General features: G+C 39.3%; 14 protein-coding genes and 1 pseudogene. 5 read left to right on the forward strand and 10 right to left on the reverse strand.

Features of this window, described 5'->3' with window-relative positions; translation table 11 throughout:
* Positions 1-119 precede the first annotated feature (119 nt).
* From Xenpb_RS09725 to Xenpb_RS09755, 7 genes and pseudogenes are all read right to left on the reverse strand, one after another.
* On the reverse strand, positions 120-1,496 hold the full coding sequence (locus Xenpb_RS09725) for a hypothetical protein (RefSeq protein ID WP_187654139.1): 1,377 nt from the start codon (positions 1,494-1,496) through the stop codon (positions 120-122).
* Positions 1,497-1,657: 161 nt separating this feature from the next.
* Positions 1,658-3,295, reverse strand: coding sequence for a hypothetical protein (locus Xenpb_RS09730; protein ID WP_187654140.1), 1,638 nt, complete (start codon positions 3,293-3,295; stop codon positions 1,658-1,660).
* 304 nt (positions 3,296-3,599) lie between these two features.
* Positions 3,600-5,267: a hypothetical protein gene (locus tag Xenpb_RS09735; protein WP_187654141.1), complete on the reverse strand. Its 1,668-nt coding sequence runs from the start codon at positions 5,265-5,267 to the stop codon at positions 3,600-3,602.
* Positions 5,268-5,446: 179 nt separating this feature from the next.
* Entirely contained in the window at positions 5,447-7,213 is a 1,767-nt protein-coding gene (locus Xenpb_RS09740) for a hypothetical protein (protein WP_187654142.1), read from the reverse strand.
* 354 nt (positions 7,214-7,567) lie between these two features.
* A pseudogene (locus tag Xenpb_RS09745) lies at positions 7,568-8,174 on the reverse strand (IS1 family transposase).
* Positions 8,175-8,286: 112 nt separating this feature from the next.
* The gene (locus Xenpb_RS09750) at positions 8,287-12,129 is read right to left on the reverse strand and encodes an inverse autotransporter beta domain-containing protein (protein WP_187654143.1); all 3,843 of its coding nucleotides are present in this window, start codon (positions 12,127-12,129) and stop codon (positions 8,287-8,289) included.
* A gap of 971 nt (positions 12,130-13,100) precedes the next feature.
* The gene (locus Xenpb_RS09755; protein WP_187654144.1) at positions 13,101-15,011 is read right to left on the reverse strand and encodes an inverse autotransporter beta domain-containing protein; all 1,911 of its coding nucleotides are present in this window, start codon (positions 15,009-15,011) and stop codon (positions 13,101-13,103) included.
* 796 nt (positions 15,012-15,807) lie between these two features.
* Here Xenpb_RS09755 and Xenpb_RS09760 point away from each other — a divergent pair.
* From Xenpb_RS09760 to Xenpb_RS09780, 5 genes are all read left to right on the forward strand, one after another.
* Entirely contained in the window at positions 15,808-17,616 is a 1,809-nt protein-coding gene (locus Xenpb_RS09760; RefSeq protein WP_187654145.1) for an RCC1 domain-containing protein, read from the forward strand.
* Between the two features lie 355 nt (positions 17,617-17,971).
* Positions 17,972-19,381: a glutamate--ammonia ligase gene (gene glnA, locus Xenpb_RS09765; RefSeq protein ID WP_187654146.1), complete on the forward strand. Its 1,410-nt coding sequence runs from the start codon at positions 17,972-17,974 to the stop codon at positions 19,379-19,381.
* Between the two features lie 158 nt (positions 19,382-19,539).
* Positions 19,540-20,589 carry a nitrogen regulation protein NR(II) gene (glnL, locus tag Xenpb_RS09770; RefSeq protein WP_187654147.1) on the forward strand — a complete coding sequence of 350 codons (1,050 nt, stop codon included), beginning with the start codon at positions 19,540-19,542 and terminating at the stop codon, positions 20,587-20,589.
* Positions 20,590-20,613: 24 nt separating this feature from the next.
* Positions 20,614-22,044 (forward strand): nitrogen regulation protein NR(I), encoded by a 1,431-nt coding sequence (gene glnG, locus Xenpb_RS09775; RefSeq protein ID WP_187654148.1) that lies wholly within the window; start codon positions 20,614-20,616, stop codon positions 22,042-22,044.
* A gap of 58 nt (positions 22,045-22,102) precedes the next feature.
* Positions 22,103-22,363, forward strand: a complete 261-nt coding sequence (locus Xenpb_RS09780) for a type II toxin-antitoxin system RelB/DinJ family antitoxin (protein WP_187654149.1) — start codon at positions 22,103-22,105, stop codon at positions 22,361-22,363.
* Positions 22,364-22,438: 75 nt separating this feature from the next.
* On the opposite strand, the gene Xenpb_RS09785 is transcribed toward Xenpb_RS09780, so the two are convergent.
* The 3 genes from Xenpb_RS09785 to hemN all read right to left on the reverse strand — a co-directional run bounded on the left by Xenpb_RS09785 (position 22,439) and on the right by hemN (position 24,647).
* On the reverse strand, positions 22,439-22,846 hold the full coding sequence (locus tag Xenpb_RS09785; protein ID WP_187654150.1) for a type II toxin-antitoxin system VapC family toxin: 408 nt from the start codon (positions 22,844-22,846) through the stop codon (positions 22,439-22,441).
* A 5-nt stretch (positions 22,847-22,851) separates the two neighbouring features.
* Positions 22,852-23,178: a hypothetical protein gene (locus Xenpb_RS09790; protein WP_187654151.1), complete on the reverse strand. Its 327-nt coding sequence runs from the start codon at positions 23,176-23,178 to the stop codon at positions 22,852-22,854.
* A 95-nt stretch (positions 23,179-23,273) separates the two neighbouring features.
* Positions 23,274-24,647: an oxygen-independent coproporphyrinogen III oxidase gene (hemN, locus tag Xenpb_RS09795; protein ID WP_187654152.1), complete on the reverse strand. Its 1,374-nt coding sequence runs from the start codon at positions 24,645-24,647 to the stop codon at positions 23,274-23,276.
* Positions 24,648-24,727: the final 80 nt, after the last annotated feature.

The raw sequence follows: 24,727 nt of genomic DNA on the forward strand, positions 1-24,727 counted from the left end.
AGTTGTTGCAATGTAATTCGTTCAGGCTCAGAAAGTGTTATCTTCGATTTCATAAGAACAGGTGGAAAATCGGGTTATCGGGTTATTGATTATAACAGTAATGCAGATAATTTATCTTATTAACTTATTACTTTATTAGTTATACCATCATCACCTGCTGTATTTGGCATTGTCACTGGAACGAAAGATTTATCTAATCTTTTTTGCTTGGATCTAATATGCAAATGCAAAGTAACTTCACTACCTAAAGGTATTTTAGTTTTATCATTAGAATCATTTGTTCCGGTAATTTTAACAAATAATCCATCATGACCACTATTATTTTTATAATGGGAAATGATCCTACAATTCACAATATCACTTTCAGAGATCAAATCGTTTTGGTTCGTGCCAATACTAGAATAAACCTCACATTTTTCATAAACATTATCTGTAGGAGGATCATAAGCGGAGTATGTCACAACGGTTGAATCTGATACGTATCTATCTGCAGACTCTTTAATAATAACATAGTGAATTTTAACGGGTTTATTCTTTTCTAAAAAATTTGAATATGGCAATTGTAAATTTTGTAATTGATCTGGAATATTAACCATATGAAAAGGAGGATCAATCATTAGTCCATCAAAAAAGAAAAATATCGCATCTCCATTTGCTGCATCATGATATAACGGGACAGTAACAGAAAAAGTTGTAGCTCCGGGTGTTGGGTGTAAGACACCATTCACTGCATCGTTAATGATGGGAGGATACGCTTCATGAAATGGATCTACCCGCCTATCATCGATAACATATAAAGTCTTATCTGCGGAAATTGAACCTGTAATACCCATTATCTCAGAGTGAATATTCAGAACTGCTGATTTATTCTCTATTGCATAAATATAAGATACTAATTTACCACTTGAATCTGTATTGACAGTAAATCCCCGGTAATTCCCCATCAATATTGGTTCTAATTTAGTCTTTTTATCGGCTGCATAAAAATTGAAACTGTCAAATACACCATCAATATCAAGTATACTAATAGGTGTTCCAGATAGTGGTGTTCCATTTTTACTTTTGACTATTGCAAGAGTTGGAGAAAAATACCTTCCATGTGGTGGAAAATTAGAATGATCAGGAACTTTTAAATAATCCGTTCCGATTTTAATTCTCAATGAAGACTCATCAACAGTTTGAGCAGTATACTCCACTTTGTAATCAGGAAAACCCTCTGTATTTGAATCAGGTTCAATAGTAAAATAAACTGATTCATTTTCAGTAATATCATCGTAAACATATAACTCAACAGAAATAACGCCTTTATTCCCATCTTCACTAAGTTTTATCGGTGGAATGTCACCTTGAAGATCAATGTTATTATTTTTTGTTATCTTAACACTTGCTTCACTTGAAATATTTTCATCAGAGTTCAATATAATATCAAGGAAAAATGTTTGTCCGATGATGACATTTGCTCCGCTTTCCACAGAGGTGCTTATTTTTTTACTCATATTTACTCCATTAATATAAAATTAATGTTCTATCCCAATAAGAAATTATTATTGCAAAGAGTCAAAAATACATGTAAAGATAATATCAAAGTGATAACACCTAACTTCGATCCACAAATAACTTAATGGGATAGCCTATAGATAACATTGTCATTTAGATATTAATCACCTATTGTTTCAATCTTACTTTGCCAATAATTACTATATACTCTTTCACCTTCATCAGAAACAACATAATACTCAAAATAGATCATGGCTGAGCCACCATTTGAGCTATGTGATAAATTGGCAAGTGAAGCATGTTCGATATAAATCATGGTCGTAGAAGTATTGCCACCATGATGATCTGGAACATGATTAATCACAGAAGAAACCCTTTTCACACGCTGCACATCTTTTTCAGGTATTTGTTCACTAACATATAACCCACCATTCAGATACATAGTAAAATGGATTTTATCGCCAAATTTCGGTTTCTGTTGATCGGTGATATCACTCGTTCCTACTAATTTTATAAATAAACCATAACCACCATTTCTCGTATAACCCTCTATATCCATGCTATTCACATAATATGTTTCTGAAAGAACGTCGGAATCACTGTCTTCATTCAAAGGAGGGCGACTCTTAGGATTAGCCCAACTGGAATATACTATAGGCTTATCAAGGACACGCTGAATTTTATCTGATGGTCTGTTATCCCCGCCACCGGTGTATGTGACATTTTGTGGTTCAGAATACAAACTATAACCTTCCTCGGGGGAAATAACATAATATAACTCAGAAGGTTTATTGATTGGAAAAATATCATAATAAAGAAAAAATGAATAACCAGAAGAATATGGTTCTTTAATCTTTTTTGCCGGAGGAACAAATACATCATTATCATCCTTAATAAAGAATAGAACGCTATCCCCATCTAACGCATTATTATAATGTGGGATCTTGACTTCAAATGTCTGATTTGAACCATAAGCACTTAGCCTTCCATCATTGAGATCCACAATTATTGGTCTGGGGAGTAATTTATTTGGATTACTCGGTTTATGACTAATAATATATATGGAAGGAACAATGAAATTAACATTTAACCCTGATAACTCAACACCTAACTCAATCTCAGCAGAAATATCTTTCTTGGGATAAACTCTAAATTTTATTTCGCCATCACTATTACTGGAAACAGGAATAAAAACATTATTATCCATAATGACAGGTTCGACAGCTTGGAGAAGCTGCCCAGATTCAGGATCATTTGTTATAGTGACTTTATCTTTTATACCATCTCCAATTACTGAATAAATTTGGATAGGAGTATTCTGCATTGGTTGGCCAGTAGCATTAAACAACTTCGCAGAGTAAGAAATGAAATTATCTTTGATCTTATCAAGACTTTCATCTCTTTCTGGTGTATAGCAAAATGCTTTATTGATTTGGACTCTGATATCCCCTTCATTTACTGAGCTGGCTATATAATAAAAACTTTTCTTATAATAGCCGGAAACATTAACAGTATAGGATACTTTATCACCTTCTGTTACAGCTCTTGAGCTGTCAACGACGACATAAGCAACCACGTGTATAGTATTCTGATTTTTCGGCGTTGGAGAACTTTGTGTAAAACTTTCTACCGTTAGCCCAACACATTGCTCTAATGTAACCTGTATCCCCTTAGGTATTGGTTGATTTGATTTTATGAGAATATGGAGATAAAAACCCTGACCAATAGCAACATCCGCCTTATTTTGCACAGAGGGTAAAATCTGAAAATTTGCAAAAGAAAATTCGTTTCTTTTCATATTAGATCCCACTTATTTATTATTTAATATATTTTGTCATGATTTAAAACCAAAGATATTAAACAAGAAGTTAAATTAAATGTGTAATGAAAAATAGTTATCAAGCGATAACTGTATAAAGTTAACCACCTAAAAAAGGATAATATTCTATATATCCAAAAAAACAGTTTTAGCAAAATGCTTTACACAAAAAGTGAATAAAATATAAAATTTCAAAGCAATAATAAAGAATAAACTTATAATTACCATGCTATTGCCATTAATAATCATTGCAATTTACATTGCAATGATTATCAGAAAAGACTTACAAATCAGGAGAACAACCTTCAAGATCATTATCATCCTGATCTAGATATGCTGTATTAATACCACCGTTCCAAATTTTACTATACGTTTTAGTGCCATTACCATCATCAATATAGTAATCAAAAAAGAGTTCTCCATCAATTCCATTATGATATGCAGCGGCGCGATTAAGTGCACAGTAAGGTATTTTAACTGTATTTTCACCTTCATTATTCAACTTAAATGGATAAGTTTTCTGATTATTTCTGGTTCTCGATGTATAATATAAATTTACTCCTCCACTCTGACCAATCAGTGGTAACGATTTATTTTTAGGGTCTTTAGAAGCTTGCACGATAACGTACAATCCTGTTATGTCATTAATATTAATGCCAGAATTCTTTTGCTGGTCTATCAAGTTATTAGTAACAGAGTCATTTTCATGTACTTCATATTGATCACTGGACGTATCAATAGGAGGTGTCGCAATACTAGAATAAATTTTCACTTTATTATATTGTCTATAAATTTGGTCTTTTGGACTTTTTTCTTCCCCACCTAAGTAGGTGACTGAAATTGGGTAAGAGTAATTCATATCTCCTTCTATTGGTGCAATAACATAATAAAAACCAACTGTCTCATTAAATGGTAAGTCACTATACGGAAATTCAAAAGCACGCTCAGTAAGGCTTTCCTCACTCTTAATAATAGATATTGGGTACAATAAGTCTGGTACATCTCCGATATTTTTTTGCAAAAAAAACAAAATCGCATCATTATATTGATAATTAATATATTTAGGAACTCTCACGTGAAAACTCTTAGATGCAGAGTTTAAGTTCTGCCTAATACAATTATCTGAATCTAATTCACGTATTATTGGTGACCCAAGTGTTCCAAAAATCCCACTCGAAGGTGTCACAATATATAAAGTATATTCTAACGCGAATGTCGTGACACCTAATATTGCTGTCATCAAGTTAAGTCTGACTGCTGTATTCTTTTTAGGATAAATTCTAAACTTGATCTTGCCATCAGGATCAGAATAAACAGTGAAGAAATGTGACTCTTCTACATTTTCAACTTTCAATGTGGTAGGCGATTTTTCGTCCGTCGTAAATACAACCTGTTCGAGTTCTTTAGCCGTTACAGAAGTTATCGTGACACCAACATTTTTGAGCAATTGCCCTTTTTCATCTGTAATAGTGGAAGAGATGAGCGTATATTCACTGTTAGCTTCATTGATACCATTATCTGTTGTTGGTGTAACTAAATAATCCTTATCATAATCCAAATGAATATGACTTCCATCCGCGATTTTTTTTGCCGTGTAGGTAACAGGTTGTGGAGTGATGCCTTGCACATCATTACCTGAAGATGAAATCGCATGAACAGTATAATTAATCAATGCTTCTGGCACCAGATCATGACTAATTTGTAATTGAAATGTAGCACTGCCTGAAGTATTACCCGGCATGATTTTCCAATCAGTCATTCTGTTTGCTGTTACTGAATGAGTCTCATCTTTTATTGATATATACTCAATTTTTTCCAGCGTTAGATAATCAGCTTTCAGTATTACAGTTAAATAACAAATTTGCCCGATAATAATATCAGAACCCGATTTTATGGATACTTGGATACTTTCAGATTGATTCAATTCATCCTGTATATTTATATTATTCATTATAGCGCCCATTTCATTCATTATAATTAATATAAAAACATTAAAGTTAAGTAATATTCAATTAGTTAATAACCAGTACTTTTTTTAAAAAAATTCATTTTCCATCAATATATTCAATAGACTTTTGACAACGCTATTAATAAACGATTAATAACACTTAAGTACTGGTTAAGCTTAATTTAAGAATTAGTTTCAGCTGGGCAACCATTCCGATCATCTAAATCCTGCCCCAACTCTATGGTATCCAGATCAACCTGCCAAACCTTGCTGTACGTTAATGTGCCATTTCCATCATCAATAGAATATTCAATATACAGGGTTCCCTCTGCACCACTATGGTACCCCGCTGCTCGGTTAAGGGCGCAGAAAGGAATAGGAACTACTGTAAAATCCTTACTAGCTGTAAGGTCAGGTAATTGAAATGTATAATGGTTATGATTTTTTCTGGTTCGGGAAGTGAGATATACCCCCACTTGGCCTGTAAGTGGTTTTGAGCCTAACAATGGTCGTATTGAATTACTATTAGGATCATTTGGCTTCTTAGTACCTTGTACAACAACATATAAACCCGGAATATCTTTTATGGGTTGAGGGTTAGGTAATGTCGCATTTTTGAGTTTTTGCTGCTCTATGGTATCTAACGTCACAGCGCCATATTCAGAAACTTCATCATCATAACTGGTTGGATCGATGGCATTCTGAGTTGTATAGCTGGAGTAGATTTTAGGTTTATCATAAATTCTGTCGGTATCATCCGTTGGAGAAACATCTTCTCCGCCAACATATGTCACTCCCATTGCCGTAGAATATCTTGGTTTTCCGTCCTGAGGTATTACCATATAATACAGAGCCATAGGTTTATTGAGTTTTAATTTATCGTAGGGAAAAGAAAAACGATATGCAGATAAACTTTCTATATCTCTCAGTTTAAATACTGGTTCTAATCTTTCTATTGTCTGATTTGAACGTGGCCCTGATATTAAATAAAAAACAATGTCATCTGTGTCTTGATATCCGGTATATTGCGTAACTTTGACTTGAAACTCTCGGGTTCCAAGTATCTGCTTAAGTATCCCTCCCACTTCTAATCCCAGTATTATCGGATGCCAGAGACCAAAAAATGGATTTTTTTCGGATTTAAAAACGTATATAGACGTAGCAAACTGCTCTTCAGTCGAATTCAATATTTGGGTAGTGAAATCAATCCTAACAGATATATCCTTTATAGGATATACGCGAAATGATATCTTTCCATCTTCGTCACTCTTGATAACAAAAAAGCTATCCTGCTGATCTTGAGATATAACTTCAATCACCTGAGGTGTTTTCTCATCTGTCCTTATATTGACAAATGAAGGCGTTGAATTTAATTGTCCTGCCGTTACAGTAGAAATTACAATTTGTGTATGCTTTAAAGGAGTAGTATTATCATTTTTAGTAATTACCCCTGAAACTGTAAAATATTTATTAGTTTTACCTATAACATTATCTGTTGTAAGTAAGTCAAGAAACTCTGGTTGTGCCTTTAACGGAATAATTTTATTTTGTTCTAGATCATTAACTTTGTAAGTAAATTCTTTATGGGCTATAGTATTATGTAAGCTAGTCTTATCTTTTACATAAACAGTATAATTAATTGACTTTCCATCGGTTATCTGATCACTAACTTGTAATACAAATACGGCCTTTCCTGAATAAACATTATTTGCACCACCATTGGGATTTACAACCCAACCAGATTGCTGGCTGATTGTGAAATTATTATTCGGATCATTTAGTATATCAACACTTTCAATACTAAGTATATCTTGTTTATTTCCTTCAATATTTATACGGAGATAACATTCTTGTCCAATAATAACATCTGCACCATCAGGTATTATTGGTTGGATTTTAATAGAAGATCCTGCACTAATTAAGAAATTATTATTTATTTCAATGCTCATAGAGTTACCCCACAAATAATATAATATACTTTAACTAAAATTATTGTTTGATGGTATTTAAAGAATATATTTTCATGTTAAACACTACAGCATAACCTGTATAATGAAAAAAAGTTATCAGAATTTTATTCTATCGATCAAATACAGGGTAATTTTAGATTCTATAATTAAATAAAAGAAACAATAAAATACTATTGAGTGGGGTTATTACCTTGTTATATTAAGGAGTTAAAGTTAAGCATAACTACATAAAATAAAGGTATTAATATTAAAGGTGATTATTTATTTTTATCATATTTGAACTCATATAAATATAAGTACAAAAAACAACCATGCATTAGATAATCAGAACACTCATTGAAAATAGTATTCACTCTCAATGAAAGTCTCTATCACCTTATCGTGTATTTTCTCCGATTTAGAATAACTTATCGTTTTTTTTATTCGAATAAGATGAGTTAAGTTGATTCTCTCTATACCTTGGGGTAATTATCCATGCAGTAAAACAGAATTGTAAAAGGAGATAAGAGTGTAAGCGATTTATCCAACGTTTTTCAGCTACCCTCACCAAAACATGAGCCACTACTTGTTTTAAACACAGCTTCCAACCATACCACCAGTGCCAACGCTGGTTTTTCTTGTAACCGACAAACATTTCACAGACAAACTATATGTCATTCCCATCAAGAGAAAGGAAGTTACGTTACGGGGCTGAGTTTTTAAGTATTTTCATGACGGTCACCGTCGTGACTTTCAACACACGGATGGTATTACAAATGTCAGCGTTATTCATCCCCATATCGACCACTTGCTCTTTTACCTCAGGTTTGCAGGCTCGGCAGGTGTATTCCAACTGAAAGACTTTACAGCAGGCATAACAGTAGCGATAAGTTTCCTTTGCATGCCCTTTGACCTCTTCTGATTTGTGACAATAACGACAATAAACGTCAACTTTAGCCATGCTTCATCAAAAAAGTCAAAGCATATCACAACAATTAACCATTTAAATATGTGACCAAATTAGGCTGTATTCTGCCCTCTTACAAGAGATTTATAAATAAGTACAGCCTAGATTAAAATGATTTAGCCACACAAACCAAATAGCCTTCAGTATGATCACGAACCGCATATTTATCACTCTGAGCATCATATAAAAATGGCTCCCCTCCTCCTGCCAAGATGTTTGTCGTGTCAGTAGGGGGAGTACTACTATCTCCTACGTTCAATAATCCCCAAGAGTAACTGTTAGGAAATTCTGTTGCGAGAGGAATTTCATCTCCTTGCTGATCAGTCAGATCGTTGCGAGTAATATCTCTTAGTCCTGGTTCATTCCCATCTACGCATGTTACGTTCGAACTGATTGTATCAGCATGAAGTGTACCAGAGAGGGTGAAGAATTTCTTTCCTCCAAATTGATATGTATAAAGATATTTCGCTTTATTTGGGCTTTTAACGGTTATTTTTACGAATGCCGGAGTAGTATCCATCAGATTTAATATGCCTTCATTTTCATTATCTACCAGAACACCATCTGATGACCTATAAATATTATCGATTTTATCCCCACGTTGAAGTATTGGAGCCGTTGATGGCAGTTTAACTAATCGTCCTCTTAAGGTACTAAAAGAATTATAAGGCCTGTTTTGTTCCGTAAATACCCGTTTAACAGATGGGTTATACACATTGAACGCCTCAAGACCCGCTACCTGTGGCTTTGGATTAAAAGCCACTACTTCTGCTGGGAGTGATATCGGCGGCTTTCCTTTCACAGAAGACGGTAACGTTAGTGTGACTTTAACACCATCCATTAATTTTCCACTCGGCTTATCAAAATCACCCACACCCACGCCACTGACCAAATGAGCGACAAGCTCGCCATTCGTGACTTTCGTATCTTTACGCAGGAATTTCAGTTCTGGAATACCATTGTTTTTGTTTGTTTCCGAAACAGGGTCAGAATTCCAAATATCACCTTCAAACGTGTAACCGTCTGGAAGTGCATTTCCTGTAACCTTATTAATGACTTTCGCAGTGTATACGTAATAGTCATTACCATTACCTTCTAAATAGTCGCTACTCTTACCTCCTGCTGGGACTTCCTTACCCGAAGATGTTGTTACCTTAATATCATCTATCTCGACATCCGCGTAAAAACTCACTGGGCTTGCGCATGTTTTGTCTCCATTCGAACCCGCCACCTTAAGACACGCCGTTATATTTTGGACAACTTCGCCTTTATTCAGACCGCCACTCAATGTGTTTGTCAGCGTTCCATCTGGATGCACTGACAATTCCTCTCCGGCAGGAGTGCCTAATGTTGTTCCATCAGGCACCGACATCCAAATAAATTTAATTGCCGTTCCTTTATCAGTATTTGGGCCGGTATACTTTTTGGTCTTTGCTTTGTCACGATAGACTGTTGCTGTGAATGTGTATTTATCCTGACTGCCAGCAATAACGTTATTCCCTGAAACCTGCATATCGATTGTTGGCCAATCAAAATTTACACCACCTTGCTTGTGTGGTTCTGTTTGACCATCAACAGTCGCAGAGACGACCACAGCTTCAGCTTTCTCTGTACTCGTCAATATTGCAGTGGCCTGCCCATATCCATCCGTTGTCTCGGTAGTTGAAAGAAATTTAACGCCTTTCACGGGAACAAAATCCCATTTTACTTTTTTTCCTGACTCGAATTTATTATTGTCACCCTTCACTGTTACTGTATAAATTAAGACGTCATTAACTAATGCATTGTTTAATTCCGAGTTATTTGGGTTCTGATGATCCAATGTAATCTTTAATTTCTCTTTAATAAACTCAACAGGCTTTGCCAAAACTGGTTTACCATTCTCTCCAATAGAAAGTGAAACTAACACACCATTATGTTCTTTCGTACTCGTCAAGGTTATCTGTAATTTTCCATCCGGGCCTGTTGCTGTACTTGTATTTGACGGGTGTAGTTTGAGCCCATCATGATCCTGGGGCTCTTCTATCTTCCACTCTGCATTAGGAATCGGCTGATTCTTCACATGGTTTCCGTGCTGATCCTTAATAACAGCCGTGTAGATATACGCTTTATTCCCATCTGCCGTTAAAGGCCCATCAGGATAAATGTCAACTTTTTCCACATGATAATTTGCAGGCTTGCCATTAAAACTGACTTGTCCCACCAATTGCTGAGGTTGCCCATCCATTTGCAGGTAAACTTTGACATCTTTTTGTATCTTAGAACTGACTAAGACAAGTTTGTGTTTGAACTGTCCATTTTCATCAACTTCAATAGAGGTTGGGTTTCCCCAATCAATAAATTGCAGTCCCGAATTTGAACCTATTGGAGGGTCTGTTATCCACTTAACATCATTAATTGTGACATTTTTTATTGGAGCACCGTTTTCCGTATCAAAGGTAATGACCGGATTAAAAGTATATCCGTCCTCTTTATTACCCGTATCTGGCAATGGCCCTGTTGGAGTGAAGTTGGCTTCTTCCCGCTTTTTCACCATAAAGGGCCGGACGACCACATTCATCTGAACCGGCGCTAATTTTCGGTTATTTTCCAATTCTGCAACAGCATAAATGGGATAATTGTTATTTTGGTTCTCACCAGATAAATATTTCGGCAAGATTATTTTTATTGTGCTACTGACATTAGGCGTTAATTTCCCACCATAGTGTTCAAAATCTTTGCTAGTTGTCCAATGGATCTGTTTGATTGGTGTATTAGAAGAAAACTTTGCCGTAATATCGTGCTGTTCCTGACTATATCCTGTGATTGTTTCAGGTAAGGACAGTTGTGCGACTGACATTTCCTGATGATCAAGAACAATATTATTATTTCTTTCTACCAAATCATAACGGCTTCCCGCCAATGTGCGCATTGAGGCCACATTTTCTGGTGATAATTGCACATCAAGAGGGACACCCAGTTTATAGTTCAAATTCGCCAAAAATTGCGTTTCTGTATGACCACTTTCCCCCTGTTTATAATCCATTCCCATTGTCACGAGCGGGATCGGAGTGTAAGTCAAACCAACCTTTGCAAGACTCGGATTTTTCTGTTTGGTATCACGGTTGAATAAGGCAACGTTCTCACCAAAATATTGTTCATAAGACAGTTTAGCTCCCAGATTAGGGTAAGCAGGAAGGAAAAACTCTCCGTTAATATCATAACCATTAGCAGGGCGTTCATAGTGGTCTTTGACATTCCGCGATTTCTGCCAGTCACTCAGGCGATAGTAAGTATTAGCAGAGAGTTTAATGTAATCACTCCAAATTTCTCCTCCCAATCCCAAGCGCTGGTTTTTTCCGGTAATGTCATGATCGTAAAAAGTGTTTAGTCCATACATCCAGTTCTGATAAAAATAACGTCCCCCTAACCCTGCGTTAATTGTATTGCGGCTATCTTTGTGACGATAACCTAATTGAGAGAAAAACAACCAGTCTGTTTTATTGTCATAAAGTGGTATTAATAGATCGAGAGAGTTATTTTCCAGACTTCCTTTTTTATCCAATCCAAAGTTAATTCTGGCGCTACCAAACTGTGATAACCATTTTTGAGCTTCGGAAGATACCATGTTATTAAATTTACCCAAAGCATAAGATTTCGCCTGCTCTGCTAATTCTGAAGGAGAAGATGATAGAATGTTACCTGCATTCTGGATATTACTGGTAATGGTATCTGAGATATTATCTTCTGAGGCTTCAAGTTTTTTTTGTAAATTATTTTCTTTATTGTTCTTTGAATCTAAAAATTTTTTACTTGATTCTTTAACCAAAAGTCCTATATTTTCTTTCTGAGTTTTTGGTCTTTCATCTATTACTTTACCCTCTGTAAGAGCATGTATCATTGTAGACGGTATAAGTAATGTACAGATAACAACAAAAAAGCCAATGATTTTACTAATATATGATGACATATATAAGTACCTCAGAAAGTCATGTAAATATAACTGATTGTTGTTACTAGTCTGATTTTTTATACCAATGCGTTTAATAAAAAATGAGACTACCCACCTGTTTACCTATATTAGAAAATATTTCTATCCTTACCATGAAATATAGTTATCAGTTGATAACCATCTGTTATTTTTTAAATTTTATTGATGGATTTACTGTGTATAAACCAATAATCATTTAGTTAGATATGTTTTATTCATACTATCTATGTATGCCGTACGAGTTATCCTTGAGGCAATATGGGATGTTTGGGAAATTGTTCTTCTTCCATCTGGAACCATTAATGTTACTACCAAGCCACTGGCTACCTGACCATTCTGAATATCTCCAATACCATCCTGGCTGGTCAGTATAGCCGTGGTTTGACCATTTTTTACCGTATTGTCAGACTTAATTTCCCACTCCTGTCCACCGTTATAGGTTCCGAGAGGAAGATCAGTATTCCATTTAGCGCCGGGTATATATCCATCAGGTAGTTTTTTGTTTGATTGCCACCTTTCTGAACAATCGTTGCGGTATAGGTATAATGATTTTGATTATCTCCTATCAGAGGGAGGATTTTTGGAATCAAAATCTGACATAAAGCTTATTATCTCAAAAGAATTCGTTGGCTTTTTAAAATCTACTGGCTTTTCAGCCAGAACGGGTTTGTCGTCTCCAATAGAGAGTGAAACCAACACGCCATTGTATTCCTTAGTACTGCTCAATATGGCCGTTAATTCCCCATTAGGGCCAGTTGTCGTACCTTGCGGTTGCAGGTTGAGCCCATCATGTTTCTGAGGTTGTTTTATCTTCCACTGTATCTGGGGAATTGGCTGACCCCTCACAAGGCCTTTGCGATCCTTAATAATAGCCGTGTAGGTATAGGGGCCCTCGCCTGCCGCTGAAGCCTGGTCAGGAGTGACCTTAATATTCCCGTCAATATAGTAACTTAGGGGGCATCAGGATCAATAAAGCTAACTTCGCGCAGTGCATGAACAGGTATATGCTCTCCAATGGCGAGTGAAACCCACACATCTGTTACAGAAACCGTACTCGTCAAGGTGGCTTTCAATTTTCCTTCTCCATCCGTTCTGACATCGCCATTTTGTGCATGCAACTTGACCCCTTTAAAAACACCTTCGCTATCGTTAGACCATTCCACATTAGGAATTATCGTGTTTCTCAAAGGATTTTTATTGCTATCCAGAACAACCGCAGTGTATTTGTACTGGGCTTTAGGATCCCTCGGATTTTGTGTCCCATGAGGAGGATCAACTTCAACTATTTCCACATGATAATTTGCAGGCTTGTCATTAAAACTGACTTGTCCCACCAATTGCTGAGGTTGCCCATCCATTTGCAGGTAAACTTTGACATCTTTTTGTATCTTAGAACTGGTTAAGACAAGTTTGTGCTTGAACTGCCCATTTTCATCAACTTCAATAGAGGTTGGATTTCCCCAATCAATAAATTGCAGTCCCGAATTTGAACCTATTGGAGGGTCTGTTATCCACTTAACATCATTAATTGTGACATTTTTTATTGGAGCACCGTTTTCCGTATCAAAGGTAATGACCGGATTAAAAGTATATCCGTCCTCTTTATTACCCGTATCTGGTAATGGTCCTGTTGGAGTGAAGTTGGCTTCTTCCCGCTTTTTCACCATAAAGGGCCGGACGATCACATTCATCTGAACCGGCGCTAATTTTCGGTTATTTTCCAATTCAGCAATGGCAGAAATTTGATAATTGTTGTTTTGATTAGAGGAATACCTAGGGAGTGTGATCTGAATAGATTCCCCGGCTTTAGTGGGAATCAGCCCACCATTTTCTTTAAATCCTTCGCTTACATCCCAATGAATATGTTTGACAGCGGGATTAGAAGATAACGTTGCCGTAATATTTTTATATTCCTGGCTATATCCGATGAGTGTTTCAGGTAAGGACAGTTGTGAGTCTGACATTTTCTGATGATCAAGAACAATATTATTATTTCTTTCTACCAAATCATAACGGCTTCCCGCCAATGTGCGCATTGAAGCTACATTTTCTGGTGATAATTGCACATCAAGAGGGACGCCCAGTTTATAGTTCAAATTTGCTAAAAATTGCGTTTCTGTATGACCACTTTCCCCTTGTTTATAATCCACTCCCATTGTTACAAGTGGGATCGGGGTATAATTCAAGCCAACTTTCGCAAGAACAGGGTTTTTCTGTTTAGTATCACGGTTGAATAAAGCAACGTTATCACCAAAATATTGTTCATAAGACAGTTTAGCCCCCAGATTAGGGTAAGTGGGAAGGAAAAACTCTCCGTTAATATCATAACCATTAGCAGGGCGTTCATAGTGGTCTTTGACATTCCGCGATTTCTGCCAGTCACTCAGGCGATAGTAAGTATTAGCGGAGAGTTTAATGTAATCACTCCAAATTTCTCCTCCCAACCCCAAACGCTGATTTTTTCCGGTAATGTCATGATCGTAAAAAGTGTTTAGTCCATACATCCAGTTCTGATAAAAATAACGTCCCCCTAACCCTGCATTAATTGTATTGCGGCTATCTTTGTGACGATAACCTAACTGAGAGAAAAACAACCAGTCTGTTTTGTTGTCATAAAGCGGTATTAATAGATCGAGAGAGTTATTTTCCAGACTTCCTTTTTTATCCAATCCAAAGTTAATTCTGGCGCTACCAAACTGTGATAGCCATTTTTGAGCTTCGGAAGATACGGTGTTATTAAATTTACCCAAGGCATAGGATTTCGCCTGTTCTGCTAATTCTGAAGGAGACGATGATAGAATGTTACCTGTCGTTTGGATATTGCGGGTAATGGCATCTGGGATATCATTACCTTTCTTCAAGCTATCATCTCTATTGATATTTGAATCAAGTAAATATTTACTTGATTCATTAGCTCGAAGATCCATACTATTTTTTTGTTCAGTTTCTTGCTTGTATGTTACCCCAGTTACTGTATTAACATCTGCAAAGGCGTTTATGAGCAAAGATGGTAATAATAAGGCATATAGAGGAACAAAAAAACGAATAATGTTAATTATATATGGATACATATATAAACACCTCAGAATATTTTAGCTAGAGACGATTTATTTTACTTGCTTCACACCGGAATAATCCCCCTTTCTTATATAGCACATAAAAATTAACTTTTAGTAATTAATAATATCTATCAGTTGATAGATGAAAATTATCGCATAATTTCACCACTTAATTCAGCAAGCGCTCTCTCATATTATTACAATAAAAACAGAAGATTATAACAACCATGATAAATTTACTTAACAAGTAAAATGTTTAATAATTATGTGTAAATTTCACTTAATCATGAATAATATCATAAGCATATTGTCATTATTACTAATACCCAAATGAATCAATAAAGCTGTATAAATTAGGTGATTAAAATCCAAATAGGCATCGCATCACTGCTTATTTTATTATTCATTGTAACCACCTGATTAACAATCATATTTTTACATTTTCCACTCGTGACATGATTAACAACAAAAATAAAAGCATCTAAAAAAAAGTGATAGCTTATTTTCATTAGTCGGCCGATATTTTTTTATTTATATTGAAGTCTCTCATTTCAGGATTTTTATTTATAATTATTAATAACATAAGGATTGAATTATCATGAGCGCAATTCCTAAGCTTGCAGCCCCTATTTTACCTCAATCCAATAATGGGGTTTTAGATAAATCTACATTACAAGGGCAGGATATCAAAGTCATTATACCAATAGTCCCACCATCTGATTTCGAAATAGGAGATACGATTACTGTTTATTTTACTCACGGTAGCAATTCCATTACTTCTAGCTTACCAGTAAACAGTATTCCTGATAAAAATTTCGAAATTGATTTTCCTGAAAACATAGTTCCATCACAGGATTATGACGTCACTTATACCGTTGACGATTCTTCTGACAACACGGCTTACTCGAACAGTTACTCCGTAAAAGTTATCGACGGCACATCAACACAACCCCCCGTAAAACCATCAACCGACGTTCCCTTTTTTGTCATAGGTGCCCGCTCTACCCTTTACAGCACGGCTAATGCCCTCTATGGGCCACAACGCCTGACCGCCTGGGATAAGGACAATAAGCCAGCGGAGGTATACTGGGCATATGTCGGTAAAACAAAAACCGACACATCCTGGCAGAAAATACCTTCACACCATTTCTATGATGTCGCTCCCCATTTACCACTAATCGCATCTTTAGGAACCCATAAGGTCACACTAAACCCTCTCAACATTTTCGGTAATGGGGGTATATCCGATAGCCTTTATTCCACCCAACCCACTTCCCCTAGAAATGAAGCACTACCTTTCGGTCTTCCGGAATATTTCTCCTCTAGTTTTGCTGCATTGCTCGATAACAAAGGGTTGGTAACCTGGGGGAATATGAATTCTCGTAATCTGGGTCTTGTCGCCAGCAATGTGAAGAAAGTTGCAGCCTCCGGGATCGGTTATGTGGCTCTGGGTGAGGATGGCAGCCTGTCATTTTGGGGAGTACCAAACGATATAGGTTTATCCGTACCTTCCGGTAATGATTACGTTGATGTCGGTATAGGGAGCACATGCCTTATCGCTCTGAGATCTAACGGGTATTACGCTGTCTCAGGATTTAATGAAGGAGTAGGGGTAACAAACTATCTGGGAGCTACCGATAGTGTTCTTCTTTTCGGAAATGACACCGGTGTCTTTGGTTTTAATACTGACACTGCGGAAGCTACCTGGTGGGTTAGCAGTTATGCCGGAGGGCAACCCTACTGGCCCCTTAATTCACAGGGCAGTAATTACGTACATCCCCGTGCCATTGTCCCCGCAAATAACGGTGCGATTTTTATCGGCCAAAATGGCAGTGCGGAATTTTGGCCGCCTCCACTTGTTCCCGCAAGAATGCCGGCAGGAAACAGGGGCCCATTAGTCGCTAATAATGTTATACAAGCGGTCTATTCCATTGATTGGTCCGGCTTTGGAACAGGAGCTGCTTGTCTGGATAATTCGGAGCAAATCTATCTTGATTCTTCAGGGATTATTAGTACTGGTGTCGCAGATATGTCAGGCAATAGGCAAACGCTCATTTTAAGGTATAACGATGGTAGCGTTGACGCATTCGGTAAAGATCACAGAATAGTGCCTCCAGAACTACGAAGTAAAAATAATGTCGTTCAGGTCACATGTACATCTCAAGCCTATGCCGCATTGCATCAGGATGGCACAGTCACCGTTTGGGGTGACCCTAATTATGGCGGTGCTATTGATTATTCAGTCAGTTCCCAACTGTATAATGTAAGGGCTATCTACGCCACAGGGAAAGCGTTTGCGGCTCTAACATCAGATAATAGAGTTGTTACTTGGGGAGAGAATATCGGCGGCGGAAATAGTGATTCTGTACAAGGTCTTCTTAATGGGAATATTAGTTATTACGCCTAATAAAACATAAGCCTAATAACACAAGGTGGATACGATAATAATCGCTTCATTCTGAAATAACAGGCGCAATCAAGATGTTTAAAAACAGAAAAATCAGGTTGCGCCTGACTCAACATCTCATATTCACCATTATAGTGCACTCTCATGCTTGCTTATCCCTAATTTAGTGCAATCATATCTAAAAAGTGCTGTTTATCTGTTCACATTTCACCACCAAAAAATTTATTCATTGATATTAAGCACTTTTGAAAAGTTGGCACGCTTTTCGCATTCTTTTTTTGCAATAGAAATTGCAAGATAAGACTGCATTCCTTGCATCGTTTTATCCAGCCGACGTAAACCAGGAGAGCTTAGTATGTCCGTTGAACATGTTTTGTCCATGATTGAAGAACATCAGGTGAAGTTTATTGACTTACGTTTTACTGATACTAAAGGTAAAGAACAACACATCACCATTCCTGCCCACCAAGTTGATGAGGATTTCTTTGAAGATGGCAAAATGTTTGATGGTTCATCTATTGGTGGCTGGAAAGGCATCAATGAATCCGACATGGTGTTAATGCCGGATCCAAGTACGGCAATGCTTGACCCATTCTTTAATGATGCCACCCTCATTCTGCGCTGCGATATTCTGGAACCCGGCACCATGCAAGGTTATGACCGCGACCCTCGCTCTATTGCAAAACGCGCGGAAGATTTCTTACGTGCAAGCGATATTGCAGATACGGTGTTATTTGGGCCAGAACCCGAATTTTTCCTGTTCGATGATATCCGTTTTGGTAGTTCCATCTCTGGTTCTTATTACCATATTGATGATACCGAAGCAGCATGGAACAGCGGTACACATTATGAAGCCGGTAACAAAGGCCATCGTCCCGGCATTAAAGGGGGTTATTTCCCTGTTCCACCAGTCGATTCTTCCCAAGATCTGCGTTCAGCTATGTGTCTGACAATGGAAAAAATGGGGCTGGTGGTTGAAGCTCACCACCATGAAGTTGCGACGGCCGGACAAAACGAAGTTGCCACCCGCTTTAATACGATGACCAAAAAAGCGGATGAGACTCAGATTTATAAGTATGTGGTACATAATGTGGCCCATAAATTTGGCAAGACCGCAACATTTATGCCAAAACCGCTGGTGGGAGATAACGGCTCTGGTATGCACTGCCATATGTCGCTGTCCAAAAATGGCACCAATCTGTTTGCTGGTGACAAATACGGTGGTTTGTCCGAGATGGCCCTGTACTATATCGGCGGTATCATCAAACATGCCCGCGCATTGAATGCCTTTACCAACCCGACAACCAACTCGTACAAGCGTCTGGTGCCCGGTTTTGAAGCCCCGGTCATGCTGGCTTATTCTGCCCGCAACCGTTCTGCTTCTATCCGTATTCCGGTTGTGTCCAGTACTAAAGCCCGCCGTATTGAAGTGCGTTTCCCTGATCCTGCGGCTAACCCTTATCTGGCCTTCTCTGCCCTGTTGATGGCAGGTCTGGACGGTATCATCAACAAAATTCATCCGGGTGATGCGATGGATAAGAACTTGTATGACCTGCCAGCAGAAGAAGCGCAGGAGATCCCAACGGTGGCCTCTTCTCTGGAAGAAGCTCTGGCTGCTCTGGATGCAGACCGCGAATTCCTGACACGCGCCGGTGTTTTCACTGATGATTCAATTGATGCTTATATCAACTTATTGAATGGTGAAATTGAACGCGTTCGCATGACTCCACATCCTCTGGAGTTTGAACTGTATTACAGCGTGTAATGCTTTATAGCGTGCTTGATGGCATGGCTGTTGTTCCTTTTTTGTTGCCGTGAAACTTTTGGCCCGTCTTAGGATGGGCCCTTTTACATACTGATCAGAGGAACTCATTGAGTTATGCTGAAATAAGCTACAATGCACCAAAAACGTGCAGAGATTGAATGACAATGGCTGATTTACCCAAAGCAGAACAAATTCTCGACTCACTGATAAACAGCGTATTGGTGCTGGATAATGATTTGATTATCCACTATGCCAATCATTCCGCTATGCAGCTTTTGGCACAAAGTACACGTAAATTATTTGGTACGCCGCTTCCCATTCTGTTTAGCTATATTTCTCTGGATACAGAATTGATGCGTGCCAGTTTGATCAACGGACATGGTTTTACCGATAACGAAGTCATTCTGGTGATCAACAATCACTCTCATGTGATGTCGCTCAGTGCCCAACCAATTTCCGAACAGTTTATCCTGCTGGAACTGGCGCCTATGGATAGTCAACGCCGTTTAAGTCAAGAGCAGATTCAACAAGCACAGCAGGCGGCTGCGCGGGAATTGGTTCGGGGGCTGGCACATGAAATAAAAAATCCCCTTGGAGGACTGCGGGGAGCAGCACAATTACTTGCCAAGGCGTTACCCGATCCTGCCTTGCGGGAATATACCCAAGTGATTATTGAACAAGCCGACAGGCTACGCGGCCTTGTTGATCGCTTATTGGGGCCACAGCATCCGGGTGCTCAAACCAGTCAGAGTATCCATCATGTCGTCGAGCGCGTTTATCAATTGGTTGCGCTGGAAATGCCCTCCAATGTCACGCTGATCAAAGATTATGATCCCAGTCTGCCAGAACTGGCTCACTATCCTGACCAAATTGAGCAGGTGTTACTGAATATCACCCGCAATGCGCTACAGGCACTGGGGGACAAAGGGGGTACTATCACACTGAGAACGCGAACCGCATTCCAGATTACCTTGCAGGGTGAGCGTTACCGTCTGGCTGCCAGAATTGATATTAAAGATGACGGACCTGGCGTTTCGCCCAATATTCAGGATACGCTGTTTTACCCTATGGTCAGCGGGCATAAAGGTGGCACTGGACTTGGGCTGTCCATTGCCCGTAATCTTATCGACCAACATGCTGGCAAAATCGAATTCACCAGTTGGCCGGGGCATACGGAATTTTCCATTTACCTGCCTATCAAGAAATAACCGCTCAAGAAGCAGAGGGTAACAATGCAACGAGGAAAAGTCTGGGTTGTTGATGACGATAGCTCTATCCGCTGGGTACTGGAACGGGCGCTGAGTGGCGCGGGGATGGCGTGCACCAGTTTTGAAAATGCCGATACTGTGCTGGCTGCACTCTCACAGGACTGTCCTGAAGTACTTCTGTCAGATATCCGCATGCCCGGTCTCGACGGGCTAAGTCTGCTTAGTCAGATAAAACAGAGCCATCCACAGCTTCCGGTCATCATCATGACCGCCCATTCTGATCTGGATGCCGCCGTCAGTGCCTATCAACATGGTGCATTCGATTATCTGCCAAAACCCTTCGATATTGATGAAACCGTTGCGCTGGTTGAGCGGGCGCTGAATCACTATCGCGAACAACATCAATCCTCCGCCAACCCGCAAGTGGCGGCATCCGTTTCAGATATAATCGGAGAAGCGCCCTCTATGCAGGAGGTATACCGGATTATCGGCCGGCTTTCCCGCTCTTCCATCAGTGTATTAATCAATGGGGAGTCCGGCACAGGAAAAGAGCTGGTTGCCCATGCCCTGCACCGCCACAGCCCACGCGCTTCTGCACCGTTTATTGCCCTAAATATGGCGGCGATCCCGAAAGATTTGATTGAATCTGAACTGTTTGGTCATGAAAAAGGCGCTTTTACAGGCGCTAATCAAGTGCGTCACGGGCGTTTTGAACAAGCTAATGGCGGCTCGCTGTTTTTGGATGAAATCGGTGATATGCCACTGGATATCCAAACCCGTTTATTGCGCGTTTTGGCTGAGGGGCAATTCTATCGGGTCGGCGGTTATGCGCCCGTGAAGGTTGATGTCCGTATTATTGCGGCGACTCACCAGAATCTTGAACAACGTGTTGCGGAAGGTAAGTTTCGGGAAGATCTCTATCATCGACTGAATGTTATCCGTGTTCAGTTGCCACCCTTGCGGGACAGAGTAGAAGATATTCCTCGCCTGGCCCACCATTTCCTGCAACAAACCGCAATAGAACTGGGTGTTGAAGCTAAAGTACTGCATCCTAATACTGAGCTTGCTTTGATGCGCCTGCCGTGGTCAGGAAATGTGCGTCAGTTGGAAAACGTCTGCCGCTGGCTGACCGTCATGGCTGCCAGTAAGGAAGTGTTGGTACAGGATTTGCCTGCTGATCTGATTGGGAACCAAGCTACAGAACAAACAGGAAATACGCCTGTTTCTCACTCCGCCGCACCTGAAAATTGGTCGCATTTGTTAGCAGCATGGGCGCAACATGCGTTAAAAGAGGGAAAAACCGATCTTCTTTCCGATGCTCTGCCATTGCTGGAACGCACTTTGCTTAATTGCGCGCTGGAATATACAAATGGCCATAAACAGGAAGCCGCCCGTTTACTGGGTTGGGGAAGAAATACAATAACGCGGAAGTTGAAGGAGTTGGGGTTGGAGTAAAATAGGCAGCTATGTTATGCCTAACCTATCCACAACGCTATAAGCAAGGAGATTTAACATGGCTGCAAATGCTGTTGTTCGTGCTCGTATAAATGAAACTTTGAAAAATGAGGCTACAGAAGTGCTGACTAGCATGGGGTTAACTGTTTCCGACTTGGTTCGTATAACCCTGACCAAAGTGGCCAAGGAAAAGACTCTCCCATTCGATGAGCGTATCCCGAATGAACTGACAGCCAAAACCGTTGCCAATAATGAAAAAAACATTGATGTCCATAAAGCGAAAGTCGCTGATGGCCTATTTAATCAACTGGGCATCTGATAAACAATGAAACAACGGGAAATTGAATATTCTTCTCAGTTTCACAGAGAGGATTCATTCAGCAATACCAACTATCTATCTATTGCTGAGTAGATATTCAGAAAGATCAAGAAACTGAGTTAATATCGCTTCATCATTTGTTACTAATATCATTCCTTCATATCTGGCCTGAGCAACTAACATAAGATCGAAAGGGTCTCGGTGTTTTACCTTTGGTAATTCATAATAGCTAAGAGAGTGTTCTATCGTTACCACCAGTGGTAAAAAACCCACATCATTTTGTGCGACATCTGCGATAACGGCTGGTTCAAAAGAATAATCGCTTCTATCCAATCTGCTTTTTATTGCAATTTCCTGAATACTGACGGCACTAAAATAAATTTCATTATCAGTATCCCTCAGTAATTCATTGACTTCTTTCTTAAGTTTCGAAGGATCGGCCAGATACCAGAGCAAGATATGAGTATCCAATAAATAACGCATGATTATTATTCTTTCCCTTCAAACATGGCAAGGATTTCACGATCATGTCTGGCAAACTCTTCTTCTGTCGGCACAGAGAATTTTCCAACTAAGACACCGATTGGCCTCAATTGTTTTTCAGATTTCACAAGCACACCAACAGGCCTCTCCACCTTGAGCTTTTCAAGTTTTGTGACTGTCTTCGGAACATGCCCTCCGCGAAAACGACGATAAGCCTTTACATCAACTGTATCTTCACCACCATTTCTAATAACAACAGCCTGACCTTGCCTGATGACTGTTCTCAATCTTTCGGGTAGATCTGCAATATTCAGCTTCATTTCAGTGCCCATATAATCCCCGATACTTTGCCGTTGAATGTATGTATTAATTTTAACCAATCATTGGGCAAAAGTTAATTCAGATATCATTATCGTGGCATAGTCATTCATATCACCCGCGAAAACTGCCGCTGACGCATCTGGTTACGCAGGTAACTATCAAAACACATGCAAATATTACGGATCAGTAAGCGCCCTTTTGGGGATACCTGAATCTGCGATTCCGTCACTTTAACGAGACCATCTTCCGCCAGTGGGGTTAACAATTGCAGATCTTCGGCAAAGTAATCAGCGAAATTCAGCCCATAACTTTGCTCGATCTCCGCAAAGTTCAGCCGGAAATTACAAATCAGCGCTTTGATCACATCACGACGAATGCAATCATCCGGCGTCAGCATCAAACCACGCCATAACGCGTGCCCTTGTGCTTCTACCGCTGCATAGTAGGTTTTCAGATCTTTCTGGTTCTGGGCATAGCTGTCTCCCAACATACTGATAGCCGAGATGCCCATGCCAAGTAAATCGCATTCTCCCTGCGTAGTGTAGCCCTGAAAATTACGGTGCAAAACACCTTCTCGCTGGGCAATCGCCAATTCATCATCAGGGCGGGCAAAGTGATCCATGCCAATAAATTGATACCCGTTATTTGTCAGGGTTGAAATCGTTTCCTGCAAGATATCCAGCTTTTGAGTCGCAGTCGGTAAGTCCTGTTCCTTGATCTTACGCTGCGCCGCAAATAAATTTGGCAAATGTGCGTAGTTGAATACACTCAGGCGATCAGGCGACAACGCCAACACGCGCTGCAATGTGAAAGCAAAGCTCTCTGGAGTTTGCTTCGGCAAGCCGTAAATCAAATCAATGCTGGTGGATGTAAAACCGATTTCACGGGCTCGACTGATCAGTTCAAAAATAAATTCTTCATCCTGCTCGCGATTCACCAAACGCTGTACGTCTTTATTAAAATCCTGCACCCCCATGCTAAGGCGGTTAAAACCTTCATGGTGCAGATGGTCAATCACATCAAGCTCAATTTCTCGCGGATCAATTTCAATGGAAAGCTCAGCATCGGGCAGAAAATGGAAATGGCTACGCAATATCGACATCAATCGGCTGATCTGCGCCTTATCCAGATAAGTCGGCGTACCTCCGCCCCAGTGCATCTGGCTGACTTTCCGCTGGGTAAATAATTCAGCCCGTGACGTAATCTCTTTTTCCAGTACATTCAGATAGTCATCTGCTTTTTGCTTTTGGCGAGTGACCAGCTTATTGCAGCCGCAGAAATAACACAGCTTATGGCAGAATGGGATATGAATATAGAGAGAAAGCGGTCGATTAGGATAACGGGCAGCAGCCTGAAAAAAAGCAGAATCATCGTACTGCTGGTTAAACTCCAGGGCTGTTGGATATGAAGTATAACGAGGCCCTGAATAGTTGTATTTCTGGATCAAAGGCAGATCCCAAACAATGGCTTGCTCTGACATGCTTATTCCTTCCGCTGTTTTCGCCCATCAAAGCACAACTTTTTCATGGAGTTGAAATGTCGGGCCATGATGATATTGCG

It is taken from the genome of Xenorhabdus sp. PB62.4, assembly GCF_014467285.1.
In the GTDB taxonomy this organism is placed as follows: domain Bacteria; phylum Pseudomonadota; class Gammaproteobacteria; order Enterobacterales; family Enterobacteriaceae; genus Xenorhabdus.

Bases quoted from the DNA above. Each gene is read 5' to 3' on its own strand.
- Xenpb_RS09750 (WP_187654143.1), bottom strand. From the start codon at position 12,129: ATGTCATCATATATTAGTAAAATCATTGGCTTTTTTGTTGTTATCTGT.
- glnG (WP_187654148.1), top strand. From the start codon at position 20,614: ATGCAACGAGGAAAAGTCTGGGTTGTTGATGACGATAGCTCTATCCGC.
- Xenpb_RS09785 (WP_187654150.1), bottom strand. From the start codon at position 22,846: ATGCGTTATTTATTGGATACTCATATCTTGCTCTGGTATCTGGCCGAT.
- Xenpb_RS09780 (WP_187654149.1), top strand. From the start codon at position 22,103: ATGGCTGCAAATGCTGTTGTTCGTGCTCGTATAAATGAAACTTTGAAA.
- Xenpb_RS09790 (WP_187654151.1), bottom strand. From the start codon at position 23,178: ATGGGCACTGAAATGAAGCTGAATATTGCAGATCTACCCGAAAGATTG.
- glnL (WP_187654147.1), top strand. From the start codon at position 19,540: ATGACAATGGCTGATTTACCCAAAGCAGAACAAATTCTCGACTCACTG.
- hemN (WP_187654152.1), bottom strand. From the start codon at position 24,647: ATGTCAGAGCAAGCCATTGTTTGGGATCTGCCTTTGATCCAGAAATAC.
- Xenpb_RS09740 (WP_187654142.1), bottom strand. From the start codon at position 7,213: ATGAGCATTGAAATAAATAATAATTTCTTAATTAGTGCAGGATCTTCT.
- Xenpb_RS09735 (WP_187654141.1), bottom strand. From the start codon at position 5,267: ATGAATAATATAAATATACAGGATGAATTGAATCAATCTGAAAGTATC.
- Xenpb_RS09725 (WP_187654139.1), bottom strand. From the start codon at position 1,496: ATGAGTAAAAAAATAAGCACCTCTGTGGAAAGCGGAGCAAATGTCATC.
- Xenpb_RS09760 (WP_187654145.1), top strand. From the start codon at position 15,808: ATGAGCGCAATTCCTAAGCTTGCAGCCCCTATTTTACCTCAATCCAAT.
- glnA (WP_187654146.1), top strand. From the start codon at position 17,972: ATGTCCGTTGAACATGTTTTGTCCATGATTGAAGAACATCAGGTGAAG.
- Xenpb_RS09730 (WP_187654140.1), bottom strand. From the start codon at position 3,295: ATGAAAAGAAACGAATTTTCTTTTGCAAATTTTCAGATTTTACCCTCT.